The following is a 14,297-nucleotide window of genomic DNA, read 5'->3' as shown; positions in this document are numbered from 1 at the left end:
GAGGTTGCTACAAACCCCGCGGCCGGAAGCCGCGTTGTACCCCCACCATGCACCTGACCCTAGAAGAGCTCCTCGACCGCCCCGCCCCCTACCGCCGCGACCTGCTCAATACCCTGCCCGGGGCCCGGAGTGTGCACCTGATCGGCACCAAAGGGTATAAAGGCACGGAAAACCTTGGCGTCTTCAGCTCGGTGGTGCACGTCGGAGCTAGTCCGCCCTTGCTCGGCTTCATCATGCGGCCCCTGACGGTGCCCCGGCATACCTACCACCACATCAAGGCCAACAAGTGGTTTACCCTGAATACTCTTCACCCGGACTTCCTCGAAGCTGCCCACCAGACCAGCGCGAACTACGCACTAAAAGAATCGGAGTTCGCCGCTACCGGCCTGACCCCGGAATACAGTGACCGCTGTAAGGCTCCCTACGTGAAGGAGAGCCTAATCAAATTGGGGCTAACCCTGGAAGAGGAGCACCACATCCGAGCCAATGACACCTTGTTTTTGGTCGGTCGGGTACAGGAAATCTTTGTCCCCGATGACGCCGTCGCAGAGAGCGGGCACGTCGATCACGAAATGTTAAAAACCTTAACCGTGGCCGGATTGGATATTTACCAACAAAGCACCAATTCCGTGCGTCTATCGTACGCACGGCCCGGACATAATACCTAGTCCACGCAAACCCTATTTGCAGTATTGCCCCCGTTGCTGCTGGCCGGCGGCGGTGGCGACAACGTGCCACCGGGGGAAGCTATGAGTGCTCCCCCGGTGAGGTAATAGGTAGGCCGATGCTTGAGGTTTTAAATTACGATTTGGCTGCCGCAGGGTATTATTCGCCTTCTGCTCGTGGGCTCACCACAGATGGCCCTGCGCGCTTCACAGAGAGCTGCACAGAAAAGATGCTCGCCTTTTGCTCGTAAAATTCGTGTGAACCCCTTGAGTCGTGCAGCGACCTCTTTCCCTTCACCTGGGAACGGATTACTACCAAACACCACCCCTTTGTCATAAGCCTTACACCTGCGCCCCGCCGCAATACCAAAAACGGTAATCTACCCACCGGCTGCCGCGTTATCTTGGGGTATCCCAAAAGCTTAGCCTATGTCCCTTCGTAAACGTACCCTTATTGCCGGCCTCGGTGCGGTCGCCTTTCTCGGCCTGACCGCCGCCACCGTGAACCCGGTAAACGACAAGTTCTTCGAGATCATGAAGGCGATCGAGGTGTACACGAACGTGTATAAAGAGGTGAATACGTACTACGTGGATGACATCGAGCCGAATAAACTGATGCGGACCGGTATCGAGGCGATGGTCGAATCACTCGACCCCTATACTAACTACATCAGCGAAACCGACGTAGAGACCGCCCGCCTGCGCCAGAGCGGGCAGTACCAGGGCATCGGGGCCGAGATCGAATACATTGACGGCCTACCCACCATCATGACCCTGTACAAGGACCAGCCAGCCGACGCCGCCGGCCTGAAAACGGGCGACCGGCTCATGGAGATCGACGACCGGGAAACCATCGGCTACAATCGCGAGCAACTGGAAGAGATCATGCGCGGCTTCCCCGGTACGGTGATGAACCTGACCGTAGACCGGCCCGGCGAAGGGATGAAGAAGCTCGACCTCGTACGCGGCGACGTGGACATCCCCAACGTACCCTACAGCGGCATGCTCGAACGGAACGTGGGCTACGTGGCCCTGACCACTTTCACCCAGAACGCGGCCAAGAACGTGCGGGACGCGGTCGCCAAACTGCGCGCCGACAATCCAGACCTGGCCGGCGTCGTACTGGACCTGCGCGGCAACGGAGGCGGTCTGCTCAACGAAGCCGTTGACATCGTCAACATCTTCGTGCCGAAGGACGAACTGATCGTTACCACTAAGGGCAAAGTGCGCGACTGGAACCGCAGCTACCCCACCAAAGGCAATCCGCTGGATACCGAACTGCCCGTGGCCGTGCTGATCAACGGCCGCTCCGCCTCCGCCTCCGAGATCGTTTCCGGAGCCCTACAGGACCTGGACCGGGGCGTCCTCATCGGGCAGCGCAGCTACGGCAAGGGATTGGTGCAAAACATTATGGAAACGGGCTACGGCAGCCGCGTGAAGATCACGACGGCCAAGTACTACATCCCCTCTAACCGCTGTATCCAGGCCATCGAGTACCGCGACGGGAAGCCCTATGACATTCCCGACGACCAGCGTCCGGAATTCAAAACCCGTGCCGGCCGCGTCGTGCTGGGGAGTGGCGGCGTGGCCCCCGACCTCGAAGTGGACGTGCTGGGCAAGAACAACGTCGCCCAGGGCCTGCTGGAGGAATACATCATTTTCGACTACGTGAACCAGTGGGTGCGCAATCACCCGACGATCGACTCCGTGGCCGACTTCCAATTCACGGACTGGAACGACTTCGAAACCTACCTGAACCGAGCCGATTTCAGCTTTGACTCCAAGGCCGAACAGCTACTGGAGCAAGCCGCCGACCGTGCCGCCACGGAAGGTTACGACATCAGCGCCGAGCTGGCCGCCATCCAGGAGAAGATGGACCGCGAGCAGGCGACCGCCATCGCCGACCTGAAAGACGAGATCATCGACATCATCGAAAAGGAAATCGCCGGCCGCTACTATTACCAGCGCGGCCAGGTACAGATGGGCCTGCGTAACGATAAGGAAGTACAGGAGGCGATCGCGGTACTGAACGACCGGGCGCGTTACGCCGGTATTCTCAGCAAAAGCAAGTAGGCTTCGTGCTGCTGCCTGCCCGGCAGATCAGTGCGCGCTACCGGCGTGCTGCATTTTGAGCACGTCGAAGTAGTTCTCCGGATTGTTGACCGTACCTTCCTCGGTGATGACTTCCACGTCGATGTTCCGGTTCTTGAAGGTAGTCACGAAGTCGTTCATGATCTCCACGACGTCGTAGTCGAGAAACTGCGTCTTGCGTACGTCGAGCGTCAGCATGGCATCGTCCGGAATTTTGTCGAATTGGCTGCGGATCGCTCCCTTGTTGAAGAAGGTCACTTCCTCGGCGAGGGTGATCTCTACGTGCTCGCGCTCCCCTTCCTCGTTGCGCATGTGCAGGAAGTGGGAATTCTGGTAGCTCGAGTACAGAATGACGATGACGCCTACGGCCAGTCCGAGACTGATGCCGATCAGGAGGTCGGTGAAGACAATCGCTACGACGGTGACGATGAAGGGAACGAACTGTCGCCAGCCGGCCCGGTACATACCCATGAAGGTGGACGGCTTGGCCAGTTTGTAGCCTACCAGTAAAAGGATAGCTGCGAGTACCGAAAGCGGAATCAGGTTTAGAATATTCGGCACCAGGATGACCGACACCAGCAGCAACACACCGTGCAGAATGGCCGATAATTTGGTCCGGCCGCCCGACTGGATATTGGCCGAACTCCGGACGATCACCTGGGTGACCGGTAGCCCGCCGATCAGGCCGGATAGGATGTTACCCGTGCCCTGGGCGAGCAACTCGCGGTTCGTCGGCGTGACCCGCCGCCTGGGGTCGAGTTTATCCGTCGCTTCCACGCAGAGCAGCGTCTCCAGGCTGGCGACCAACGCGATGGTGAAGCCGGTCAGCCAGACCGCCGGCATCGTGATCGCGCTGAAGTCGGGAAAGGTGAACTGTCCGATGAAGTCGTCGAAACTCTCCGGCACCGGTACGCTGACCAGATGCTCGGAGGCGATGCCGAGGCTGCCGTCGCCCATGGTCACCTCCCAGATGATACCTACCGCAACGGCCACCAACGGGCCGGGGATGATGGTGAATATCTTACCCTTGTTCTTCAGCACCGCTTCCCACAGGATCAGGATACCGAGCGCGATGAAGGCGATGGTGGTGGCCCCGTCGTCCGTATAGTCGATCAGGTTGAAGATCTCGGAGAAGGTATTCTCCCCGTCGGGCTGCAGGAAGGCGTCGTCCCCCTCCGGGTCGGCGTCGTAACCGAAGAAGTGCGGAATTTGCTTGAGAATAATGATCAGGCCGATACCGGTCAGCATCCCCTTGATCACCGAGGAGGGGAAAAAGTAACCGATAACGCCGGCCCGCAGCAGACCGAAGGCTACCTGTAACGCCCCACCGATGACTACGCAGGTCAGAAAGAGATCGAAGGCGCCTAGGTCCGTGATAGCCGTTAGTACGATGGCCGTAAGTCCCGCCGCCGGTCCGCTCACGCCTACGTGGGATCCGCTGACCGCGCCGACCACGATACCTCCGACGATGCCCGCGATCAGCCCCGCGAAGAGCGGCGCGCCACTGGCTAATGCAATACCCAGACATAGCGGGATAGCGACGAAGAAGACCACAACCGCGGCGGGCAGGTCGCCGGTGATGTTATCAAATAAACCAAGACGCTTGGAAGTATTGTTATCCATAGGGTAGGGAGACAGTAATAGTATTGCTATTCAGACAGAAAGATAAACTATAAGTTGCTTGCCAGACAAATGTCCGGTCAAATAGCGTCTTCGGCTACTTTTATTTGAAGCGTACTTTTTCTTAATCGAGGGCCTATTCCGCCGTTTCGAGGAACTGCATCTCGTACAGTTCGCGGTAGCGACCGTCTTCCATCTGGAGCAATTCCTCGTGGGGCCCGAATTCCTGGATCTCCCCTTTTTCCAGGACCATAATGTTGTTGGCGTTCCGGATGGTACTCAGCCGGTGGGCGATCACGATACTCGTGCGCCGGTCGATCAGTTTCTCAATGGCGTGTTGGATGACGCCCTCCGTTTCGGGGTCTACGCTGCTGGTGGCCTCGTCCAGGATAAGGATGTCCGGGTCGAAAACGAGTGCGCGCACGAAGGAAATCAACTGCCGCTGTCCCATGCTCAGCGTTGCTCCGCGCTCCATCACGTCGTAATCGTAGCCGCCGGGCAGCCGCTCGATGAAATCGTGGGCTCCGATGAGTTTGGCGGATTCGATGACCCGCTCGCGACTGATGGACGGGTCGCGTAGGGTAATATTCTCCATCACCGATCCCGTAAAGAGAAAGACGTCCTGCAGCACCATGGCCATCCGACTGCGGAGGGCGGTGAGCTCGTACTCGCGGAGGTCCGTTTCGTCGATGAGGATTTCGCCCCGCTGGTATTCGTAGAAGCGATTGATGACGTTGGTGATGGTGGTCTTACCGGAACCGGTGCTGCCTACGATGGCCAGCGTATCACCCTGCTTCAGCTTAAAACTCACGTCCTTCAGTATCCAGTCGGCGCCCGTATAGGCAAACCATACGTTCTTGAACTCCACCTCTCCGCGCAGGGAGGTGGGTTGGTGGGTACCGGTGTTCTCGATCTGGTCGTCGCGGTCCACCACTTTGAAGACCCGCTCGCTGGCCACCAGTCCCATCTGCAGGGTATTGAACTTATCGGCCAGTACCCGGATCGGGCGGAACAGCATGTTGATGTAGATCGGGAAGGCCACCAGGGCCCCCAGGGTGACGCCACCGGCGCGGGCGACATCCTGCGCGCCCCACCAGACCATCAGCGCGAGGCTGGCCGCGGCGATGATATCGACCGTCGGGAAGAAGATCGCGTAGTACAGGATGGCGTCGATGTTGGCCTTGCGGTAGTCGGCATTGATATCGGCAAACTTGCGGGCCTCGGAGTCCTCGGCGTTGAAGATCTGGACGATGCGCATGCCGGTGATGCGCTCCTGCAAAAAGCCGTTCATCTTCTGGATCTGGCTGCGGACCTGCTGGTACGACTTCTTCACGGCCTCCTTGAAGAGGTAGCTGGCCAGCATCAGGAAGGGCATGGTGGTCAGGCAGATCAGCGTGAGTCGCCAGCTCGTGGTGAGCATGATGGCCAGCACCGCGAAGATGGACATGAGGTCGGCCAAAATGGTGATCACCCCCTCGGCGAAGATGCTGTTGATCGACTGGATGTCGTTGATCGTGCGCGTGGTCGACGTCCCGATGGGTGTTTTGTCGAAGTAGCTGAGGCGTAGGCCGTTGATGTGCTTGAAGACCCGCACGCGCAGGTCGCGGATTACCGATTGCCCCAGCCAGTTGGAGCTGTAGACGAAGGAGTACCGGCACAGCGCCTCCAGGATGAGGAGACCGCCGATGACGAGGGCCCAGAAGGTCAGTCCGTCCGTGTCTCCCTGGAAGATGTAGTCGTCGACCATCTTCTGGATCAACCGGGGCCGGGCGATCGACAGGGGGGCCAAAAGCACGGCCAGGGAGATGGCCAGGATGGCGATCCACTTATACGGCTTGGCCAGCGCCAGTACCCGCCAAAGCAGGTAGAGGTCGAACTTTTGCTTTTCTTCTTGGGTGGCCATGAAGGCTTGTAACAAGCCGGGCCCGCTTTGGGTCGCGGTAGCTACAACAATTTTTTGGGCGGCGGAGCGCAGGTAAAAGAGATGGTGAGGGAAGGGAAGCGGATAACGTCTCCCGATCATGGTAATTGTAACCCGCTGGCAATTGAAAATCGGACCGGGTACCGAACGTGCCTTCCGGGCATCCGGTTACCCCAATAATCATATTCCCCGCGCATGAAAAACGTATTAGGCAACGACCTCATCGCCTGCTGCACCGATCCGATGACGGGCTTCTACCGCGACGGCTACTGCCGCACCGGCCCGCTCGATGCCGGCCGCCACGTGGTCTGCGCGATCATGACGGAAGAGTTTCTGGCCTTCACCAAATCGAAGGGCAACGACCTGAGTACGCCCATCCCGCAGTACGACTTTCCCGGCCTCCAACCCGGCGATGCCTGGTGCCTTTGCGCCCTCCGCTGGAAGGAGGCCTACGAAGCCGGCAAGGCGCCGAAGGTAAAACTGGAAGCTACCGACGAGGCGGTGTTGAATTTTATCGAGTTCGAGGCCCTACTGGAGCTGAAGCTGTAGTCGTCCGCCGCCGTCGGAAAGCGCCAGTCGTCTGCCCAGCGCTAGCTGGTCCGCCGACGGGTCGGAGCCATAAGCAACCGAACCCTCTTTTAAGCCTCCCGGGCAGACGAGCTACCGCTCGGCGGACCGGGGGCTGGCGTTTCCCGAACGAAACCGAACACTACCGTGTCCGATACCGGACACATTTCTGTTGTAAATATTCGTAACTAACTGACAGTCAGTATGTGAAAAACCTGGCACGTTTCCTGCTACCTCCTTAGCATGGATCGTACCATAAACTCCAAAGACATCAACCGGCAGCGGCGCAACCAGATCATCAAATGGACCTTGATTGTCGGCGCCGTCCTCACCGCTATCTGGTTCGGGATGAAGCTGCTGCGGCCCTCCGCCGATGAGGATACGCTGCGGTTCGCCACCGTCGAGCGCGGGGAAGTCGTGAATACCATCAACGCTACGGCGATCGTACTACCCGCCTTCGAGGAGCAGATCAACTCGCCGGTGGCTACGACCATCGACGAGGTGATGCTCACCGCCGGCTCCGAAGTGGAAGCGGGCGAACTGCTCATGAAGCTGGATCGCAACTACGTGCAATTGCAACTCGACGGTCGCCGCGACCAGCTGGCCGTGAAGGAAAACAGCATCGGGCTGCTTAATCTCGAGTACGAGCGCGACCTGAAGGACCTCACCTACAACGCCGAGATCAAGGAACTGGAGCTGGCCGCCGCCACCGCGGAACTGGCTGACGCCCGGCGACTACTGGAAGTCGGGGGCGCTACCCAGGAAGAAGTGGAGGCCGCCGAACTGGCCGTGAAGATTAGCAAGCTGGAATCGCAAAAACTCAACAACCAGCTTGACTACGCCCGCAACAGCCTCGCCGGCCGCAAACGCGCCCTTCAGCTCGAAGTGGGTATGGAAGAAAAGGAAGTAAGCCAGCTCAGCCGCCGCCTCCGCGAAACCGAAGTGCGTGCTCCCCGGGCCGGCGTAGTCACCTGGGTCAATGAAAACATTGGCCAACAGGTCACGGAAGGCACCGCCCTGGCCCGGGTGGCCGATCTCGGCCGCTACCGTGTCGAGGCCAGCGCCTCCGATCGCTACGCCGACCAACTGGCCGTGGGGCTGCCCGTCGAACTGCGGGTGCCAACCGGACGACTGACCGGTACGATTGCCGCCATCCTGCCGGAGGTAAGCGAGAACCTGGTCACTTTCCGGGTCGACCTGGAAAATCCCAGCCACCAGGATCTGCGCCCCAACCTGCGCACTGAACTCTACGTCATCACCAACCGGATGGAGGGCGTCCTTCGGGTAAAGAACGGACCCATCTTTCGGGGCGGGCGTAGCCAGTCGGTCTTCGTAGTGGATGGTGAAGAAGCTACCCGTCGCGACATCGACCTCGGACTGCGCAACGGCGACTACGTGCAAATTACCGATGGCCTGCAGGCCGGCGACCGCATCATCATCTCCGACCAGAAGTCCCTGGAGAACGTCACCTCCTTTAAACTGGAAGAGTAATGCGAGTTAACCCAAGCTTCCGGTACCCGATTACCTGGCTGTTTGCAATAGGCTGTTTTACCTGCGCTCCGGCGCAAAACGCCCTGCCTGCCGACAATACGATCAGCTTGTCCGAACTACAGGCCGCCGCCGCGGAACGCGCCGAACAGGTGCTGATCGCGGAGCAGCAGCAGCGCGCCGCCCGCCTGGAACTGGACGCCTTCGAGGCCGGTCTCAAACCCCGTCTCGACCTGGCCGCCACCCTGCCGAACTACTTCCGTACCTCCACCGAGGTGACGCAGGACGACGGCACCATTGCCTTCCGCGAAATCGAGCTAAATAACTCCTCGGTATCGCTGCTGGCCAACCAGCGCATCGCCGCGACCGGCGGCCTGATCGGGCTGGAAACCCGCCTGCAGCGTACCGACAACTTCGCCCTCGACACGAAGAGCTACAACGGCAGCCCCGTACGCCTGACCTTCCGCCAGCCCATCCTGGCCTTCAACCCCTGGAAGTGGGACCGCCGCCTCCTGCCCCTGCAACTACAGGTGAGCGACGCCGCCCTGCAGGCCGCCCGCGCCGACGCCGCCCTCGATGCCACCGACCTTTTCTTCAACCTGGTGAGCGCCGACCAGGAACGCCGCATCGCCGAAACCAACCGTGCGGCCAACGAAACCCTGTTTGACATTGCCACCGAGCGCTACGAACTCGGCCAGATCACCCGCGGCGACCTGGTCCAACTGGAGCTCGAACAGGCCAGCGCCGAGCAGAACCTGCTCCGGGCCGAACGGCTCGTCGGTCGCGCCTCCGCCGATATCCTGCAGTACCTCGGCCGGGAATACGGCGGGCAGCTCCTGCAACCCGAAGCCCCGGAAGCCACCGCCGACCTCATCGGCCTGGAGATCGTAGCCACCCGTGCCCTCTCCCTGCTGCAACAGCGACCCGAACTCCTCGACATCCGCCAGCGGGTACTGCAAGCCGAGCGGGAAGCGGACCGCATCAAGCGCGAGCTCGGTCCCCGCCTCGACCTCGACGCCAGCATCGGGCTGATCCGCAACGCCGACGAGATCGACCCCATCTACCAGGACCCGCAGAACGAACGGGTCGTAAGTCTCACCTTCGCTATTCCCCTCCTCGACTGGGGCGAGCGCGGCGCCCTGAATAAACGCGCCCGGAGCGAGATCGAACTGGCCCGGCAACTCGGTGAACGCCGCGAAAACCAACTGGAAGGCCAGCTCACCCAGCTGCTCGACCAGTGGGCCACCCTCCAGGAAGAACTGGTGCTCGCCACCCGCATCCGCGACCTGGCCGAAGAGCGCTTCCAGATCAGCCAGGAAAGCTACACCCTCGGCGCCATCCCCCTGACCGACCTCACCTTCGCCCAGCAAAACCGCGACCTGAATACCCGCGCCTACGCCGAAACGCTCCGCGCCTACTGGACCACCTACGCCGGGCTGGAACGGCTTACGCTTTGGGATTTTATTAATGACAAGGGGCTATGGAGATAAGGGGTAAAGGGGCTAAGGCCCCGCGCGCGCCCTTTACCCCTTATCCCCCTTACCCCTTATATCCTTTCAAGATGATCGAATTACAAAACGTCTCCAAATCCTACCGCACGGACACCATCGAAACCCTGGCCCTGCAGCACATGAACCTGAGCGTACCGGCGGGGGAGTTCCTGAGCATCATGGGGCCGTCAGGCTGCGGGAAGTCGACCCTGCTGAACATCATGGGGCTGATCGACGAGCCCACAGAGGGGAGCGTGTCCCTGGCCGGAAAGGAGGTGACCAGCTACAATGGCACCAAGGTCGCCCGCTTCCGCAACGAGCAGCTCGGCTTCATTTTTCAGAGCTTTCACCTGATCAACGACCTTTCCGTGGTCGATAACGTGGAGTTGCCGCTACTGTACCGGCGCGTCGGCACCAAGGAGCGGCGGCGGCTGTCATTGGAAGCGTTGGAGCATGTAGGCCTGAGCAACCGGGCCGGCCACTTTCCCACCCAACTGTCCGGCGGACAAAAGCAGCGCGTCGCCATCGCCCGCGCCATCGTCGGCCGACCGAATATCATCCTCGCCGATGAGCCCACCGGCAACCTCGACAGCCATATGGGCGACGAGATCATGGACATCCTCACCCGCCTCAACACAGACCTCGGCACCACCATCGTCATGGTCACTCACGACGAGCGGATGGCCAAAAAGACCCACCGGCTGGTGCGGCTCTCGGACGGGGAGCGAGTGAGTTGAGCCGGGTGATTTACGATTTACGATTTACGAACTACGATTTACGATTGGCTGCCGCACCTGACTCTCGCCGGCTTCGCCAGCTTGCCCGACACCATAGGAGCGAAGCAAGCATAGCTGCCCTAACGGACTAAAAGACTGAAGTACTAAAGACTATAACGCCGTGATAAAAAACTACTTAACGCTAGCCCTAAAGGTCCTCAAACGCAAGCCGTTCTACACCTTTATCAGCCTCTTCGGGATCAGTTTTACGCTGATGATCCTGATGCTGATTACGTCGATGGGGGATGCCCTGTTCGGCGCCAACCAGCCGATGAGTGACGTGGACCGGATGGTCTTCCTGCCCATGCTGGAGCGGTATACGGAGTTCTACGATACGGTCTATACCGTGGATACCATCGTCATGGACGACGGAAGCCTGCGCATGGACAGTACGGAGACCCTCGAGCCCAACGGGAGCATGAATAACTCTAATGGCCAAATGAGCTTCTCCTTCCTGGACAATAACCTGCGGGACCTTGCGGACGTGGACAGCTACACCTTTCTATCGAACAGCTCCTTCATCGATGCTTACCTCGACGGACGTAAAGTGACGATGGGCACCTACTATACGGACGCCCGTTACTGGGATGTCTTTGACTTCAACTTCCTCCACGGCTTACCCTTCGGTCCCGACGACGTGACGGCGGCCAACAAGGTGGCCGTGATCACCGAACGCATCGCCGAAAACTACTTCGGAGCCTCAGGGGCCGACATCGTAGGCCGGGAGATGATTCTGGGCAACGACCCGTACCGGGTAGTCGGTATCGTGGAGCGCCCGCTGAAGGATGACGAGACCATTGCGGGCGACGTCTTCCTGCCGGTGACCACCATCGACAATCGCCAGTATACCAGCACGGAAATTTACGGCCCCTTTCAGGCGGTTTTCAAAGCTAGCAGCCCCGGGAAGCGGGAGTCCATTAAGCAGCAACTCACCTTCCTCGCGGAAAACTACGAAGTCCCTCCGGATGCGAATTACGAGCACATCCGGATGTATTCAGGTACCGCGACCGAAAGCTTTGCCGCCAACCTCATGCAGACGACCGATACGGAGAGGGCCAAACTGATGTTGTTTATTCCCCTCTTCGTACTGTTGGCGTTGTTCCTGGCCCTTCCCCTGATCAACCTCATCAACCTGAACGTAAGCCGTGTTTTCGAGCGGAAATCGGAGATCGCCGTGCGCAAAGCCTTCGGGGCCGACAGCCGGGATATTCTCTACCAGTTCATCTTCGAAAACCTGGTGCTCACCTTCATCGGGGGCTTCATCGGCCTGGTACTGGCTTACCTGATCATTCAGTACGTCAACGCGAACGACCTCATCGGCATCGTGCGGCTGGCCTTCTCCGTCAAGATATTCTTCTACTTCATCCTCGTCATTCTGCTCTTCGGACTGCTTTCCGGCATCCTGCCCGCCTACCGGATGAGCCGGACCACCGTCGCAACCGCCCTTCGCTAAAATCCCCCTGCCATGCTCAATCACCTGCTCAAACTGATGTGGAACAAGCGCCGCGCCAATGGCCTGATCTTCCTGGAGATCCTGCTGGCCTTCGTCGTTCTCTTCGGCGTCTACGCCTTCGGCTTCTACAACCTGGAGCGCTACAGCTCACCGCTGGGCTTCAGCTACGAAAACAGCGTCGGGGTACACATGGACCTCCCGGACGATATGGACTCCGTGGCGGTCGAACGGCTACAGGAGCGCATCCTGCGGGAAACCCGGGAGCTTCCCGGGGTGGCCTCCGCGACCTTTCTCGGACCCGTCAACCCTTTCGGGGGAAATACCTGGAGTACGGGCAGCGACGATAACGGCTTTCATCTCCAGACGATGATGGTCTTCGCCGACGAGAACTACGCCGAGACCCTGGCGCTCGAATTCCGGGAGGGTCGCTGGTTTACGGAAGCCGACCAGGCGGGTAAGTACGAGCCCATCGTCGTGAACGGAAAGTTCATCGACGAGTACTATCCCACCCGCGCATCCATGATCGACTCCATTATCCAGATCAACGGGGAAAAAAAGATCGTCGGGGTGGTGGATAACTATAAATACCACAGCAATTTCGCCGAGAACCGGCCGCTGACCTTCTTTTCCCCCCGCAGCTGGAAAGCGGACGGGCAGAACCCGTTCGAGCAGCTGATCGTGCGGGCGGAACCCGGGCAAACCGCCGCCATCGAGGAACCCATTTATAACCTGCTGTCCTCCCTCACCAAAAACCCCGACGTGGTCATCTGGAATATGGCCGAGGACCGCATCAAGGCCAACCGGCCGGTGGTCATTCCGTTGGTCATCCTCATTTCCATTTCGGCCTTCCTCCTCATCAACATCGCCCTCGGCCTCTTCGGGGTGCTCTTCACCCAGATCAGCCACCGCCGCGCCGAGATCGGCCTGCGCAAGGCCATGGGAGCCACCCCGGCGGAGGTGACTACGCAGTTTGTCGTGGAAGTTGTTCTGGTGACGCTGGCGGGGCTTTTGCTGGGTACCTTTTTCGCGATCCAGGTGCCGCTCCTGGAGCTTCTGCCCATTCCCGCCAAATTCTTTTACCTCGGTATCGGGGCGGCCGTAGCCACGATCCTCCTCATCGTCGTGCTGTGCGCACTTATTCCCAGTCGGCAGGCCGCCGGTTTGCAGCCGGCCCTCGTCCTGCACGAACAGTAGGGCCGCTCGTCGAGATACCCGTCCCGTTCATCCCTTAATCCACCATGATCCGCTGTATACGACCTAATCTTGACTCTCTTTCTTCCCCGGCTGTAACACTTGCCGGCCCGCAACCGTCGGTCTGAGTGAACGGACCCGACAACGAATCTACCCACGCTTACCCGCTGACCGATCCGCCGCCCGGGTAAGCTCCTACACATAAACCATCAACCATGCTGTTCCCGACCCTATTGACATCGTTGCTTCTCCTTTACCCCGACGCCGGCGTGAAAACGACCGTACTCGTCAATGAGGTCAGCCAGCCGAATCAGTACCAACTCGATATCCGGCTGGAGGACGCGCGGCGGCGACAGCTCACGACTTGCATCGCGGAGGTCACCGGTCTGGAGCTGCCCGACAACGTGACCGATATCCTGGTAGCGGAAACGGCCGGCATTAACCTTACCTACCTTGCCCAGCGGAATCACCTGGCCCTGGCGAGTACCGATTACGATCAACTCACCGCCGATCGGGCCCGGGAAGTCGGTCAGGAACTGAAACAGTGCCTCGCCGTAGGCATCACGAACCCGAAGCTGCACCCGTGATTCGGGAAACGATTTTGCAACCTACCCCCTTACCCGTCGTCCTTATCATCAATTCCCCCTGCCTATGCGAAGCCTACTATTAACCTGCGCACTACTGCTGAGTGCCGTGGCGTTTTCCCAGAACAAATCCCTCTACCAGACCGAAGTGGAAATGGGCGATCGTTACGAGTACACCCTCCGCACGAATACCATCAAAACCAAGAAACTGGTGGCCGCCTTCGCGGAGGCAATGGACGTGACTCTGGACGCCGATTTTAGCGGCAATTGGGAAATGACCGACGCGGACGGTATCGACTATGCGTACAATACCCGCCGTAATCGCCTCTCCGTGGCTTACAAAGGCAAGGACGAAGCGGTGATGGAACGCGCGAAGGCCATCGTTGCGGACTTTCGCGAGCGCCTGGGCATCGAGGGCGATTCCGACGAGGACGACGACAACTAATCCATA

The 14,297-nt window shown here is 59.5% G+C and carries 12 protein-coding genes; 10 read left to right on the top strand and 2 right to left on the bottom strand.

All coding sequences use genetic code 11. The features are described 5' to 3' along the window. Positions 1–47: 47 nt before the first annotated feature. Together DRW39_RS12230 and DRW39_RS12225 are read left to right on the top strand one after the other, a co-directional pair. A complete protein-coding gene (locus DRW39_RS12230) occupies positions 48–668 on the top strand; it encodes a flavin reductase family protein (RefSeq protein WP_116107324.1) in 621 nt (206 codons plus the stop codon). 426 nt (positions 669–1,094) lie between these two features. Then, complete coding sequence (locus DRW39_RS12225; protein WP_116107323.1) at positions 1,095–2,738, top strand: S41 family peptidase; 1,644 nt, start codon at positions 1,095–1,097, stop codon at positions 2,736–2,738. Between the two features lie 27 nt (positions 2,739–2,765). Here DRW39_RS12225 and DRW39_RS12220 read toward each other — a convergent pair whose 3' ends face one another. Beyond that, a complete protein-coding gene (locus tag DRW39_RS12220; protein WP_116107322.1) occupies positions 2,766–4,379 on the bottom strand; it encodes a SulP family inorganic anion transporter in 1,614 nt (537 codons plus the stop codon). 133 nt (positions 4,380–4,512) lie between these two features. After that, the gene (locus DRW39_RS12215) at positions 4,513–6,279 is read right to left on the bottom strand and encodes an ABC transporter ATP-binding protein (RefSeq protein WP_116107395.1); all 1,767 of its coding nucleotides are present in this window, start codon (positions 6,277–6,279) and stop codon (positions 4,513–4,515) included. 213 nt (positions 6,280–6,492) lie between these two features. Between DRW39_RS12215 and DRW39_RS12210 the strand changes: the two genes are divergently transcribed. From DRW39_RS12210 to DRW39_RS12175, 8 genes are all read left to right on the top strand, one after another. Beyond that, positions 6,493–6,846, top strand: coding sequence for a DUF2237 family protein (locus DRW39_RS12210; RefSeq protein WP_116107321.1), 354 nt, complete (start codon positions 6,493–6,495; stop codon positions 6,844–6,846). A 261-nt stretch (positions 6,847–7,107) separates the two neighbouring features. Next, positions 7,108–8,355 (top strand): efflux RND transporter periplasmic adaptor subunit, encoded by a 1,248-nt coding sequence (locus DRW39_RS12205; protein WP_116107320.1) that lies wholly within the window; start codon positions 7,108–7,110, stop codon positions 8,353–8,355. Beyond that, on the top strand, positions 8,355–9,842 hold the full coding sequence (locus DRW39_RS12200; protein ID WP_116107319.1) for a TolC family protein: 1,488 nt from the start codon (positions 8,355–8,357) through the stop codon (positions 9,840–9,842). The genes DRW39_RS12205 and DRW39_RS12200 overlap by 1 nt, the downstream gene beginning before the upstream one ends. Positions 9,843–9,913: 71 nt before the next feature. Beyond that, positions 9,914–10,579: an ABC transporter ATP-binding protein gene (locus tag DRW39_RS12195; protein ID WP_116107318.1), complete on the top strand. Its 666-nt coding sequence runs from the start codon at positions 9,914–9,916 to the stop codon at positions 10,577–10,579. Between the two features lie 160 nt (positions 10,580–10,739). After that, complete coding sequence (locus DRW39_RS12190; protein ID WP_116107317.1) at positions 10,740–12,071, top strand: ABC transporter permease; 1,332 nt, start codon at positions 10,740–10,742, stop codon at positions 12,069–12,071. Positions 12,072–12,083: 12 nt separating this feature from the next. Then, positions 12,084–13,265 carry an ABC transporter permease gene (locus tag DRW39_RS12185; protein ID WP_116107316.1) on the top strand — a complete coding sequence of 394 codons (1,182 nt, stop codon included), beginning with the start codon at positions 12,084–12,086 and terminating at the stop codon, positions 13,263–13,265. Positions 13,266–13,477: 212 nt separating this feature from the next. Beyond that, complete coding sequence (locus DRW39_RS12180; RefSeq protein ID WP_157976077.1) at positions 13,478–13,849, top strand: hypothetical protein; 372 nt, start codon at positions 13,478–13,480, stop codon at positions 13,847–13,849. Between the two features lie 64 nt (positions 13,850–13,913). Further along, the gene (locus DRW39_RS12175) at positions 13,914–14,291 is read left to right on the top strand and encodes a hypothetical protein (RefSeq protein ID WP_116107314.1); all 378 of its coding nucleotides are present in this window, start codon (positions 13,914–13,916) and stop codon (positions 14,289–14,291) included. The last annotated feature ends 6 nt before the right edge of the window (positions 14,292–14,297 follow it).

The organism is Lewinella sp. IMCC34191 (genome assembly GCF_003390935.1).
In the GTDB taxonomy this organism is placed as follows: domain Bacteria; phylum Bacteroidota; class Bacteroidia; order Chitinophagales; family Saprospiraceae; genus Neolewinella.
Note: the sequence above shows the minus strand (reverse complement) of the source record. Positions and strands in the feature narration are given on the sequence as shown.

What these genes read in the sequence shown, in the direction of transcription:
- DRW39_RS12230 (WP_116107324.1), top strand. Translation starts at nt 48, where the DNA reads ATGCACCTGACCCTAGAAGAGCTCCTCGACCGCCCCGCCCCCTACCGC.
- DRW39_RS12225 (WP_116107323.1), top strand. Translation starts at nt 1,095, where the DNA reads ATGTCCCTTCGTAAACGTACCCTTATTGCCGGCCTCGGTGCGGTCGCC.
- DRW39_RS12220 (WP_116107322.1), bottom strand. Translation starts at nt 4,379, where the DNA reads ATGGATAACAATACTTCCAAGCGTCTTGGTTTATTTGATAACATCACC.
- DRW39_RS12215 (WP_116107395.1), bottom strand. Translation starts at nt 6,279, where the DNA reads ATGGCCACCCAAGAAGAAAAGCAAAAGTTCGACCTCTACCTGCTTTGG.
- DRW39_RS12210 (WP_116107321.1), top strand. Translation starts at nt 6,493, where the DNA reads ATGAAAAACGTATTAGGCAACGACCTCATCGCCTGCTGCACCGATCCG.
- DRW39_RS12205 (WP_116107320.1), top strand. Translation starts at nt 7,108, where the DNA reads ATGGATCGTACCATAAACTCCAAAGACATCAACCGGCAGCGGCGCAAC.
- DRW39_RS12200 (WP_116107319.1), top strand. Translation starts at nt 8,355, where the DNA reads ATGCGAGTTAACCCAAGCTTCCGGTACCCGATTACCTGGCTGTTTGCA.
- DRW39_RS12195 (WP_116107318.1), top strand. Translation starts at nt 9,914, where the DNA reads ATGATCGAATTACAAAACGTCTCCAAATCCTACCGCACGGACACCATC.
- DRW39_RS12185 (WP_116107316.1), top strand. Translation starts at nt 12,084, where the DNA reads ATGCTCAATCACCTGCTCAAACTGATGTGGAACAAGCGCCGCGCCAAT.
- DRW39_RS12180 (WP_157976077.1), top strand. Translation starts at nt 13,478, where the DNA reads ATGCTGTTCCCGACCCTATTGACATCGTTGCTTCTCCTTTACCCCGAC.
- DRW39_RS12175 (WP_116107314.1), top strand. Translation starts at nt 13,914, where the DNA reads ATGCGAAGCCTACTATTAACCTGCGCACTACTGCTGAGTGCCGTGGCG.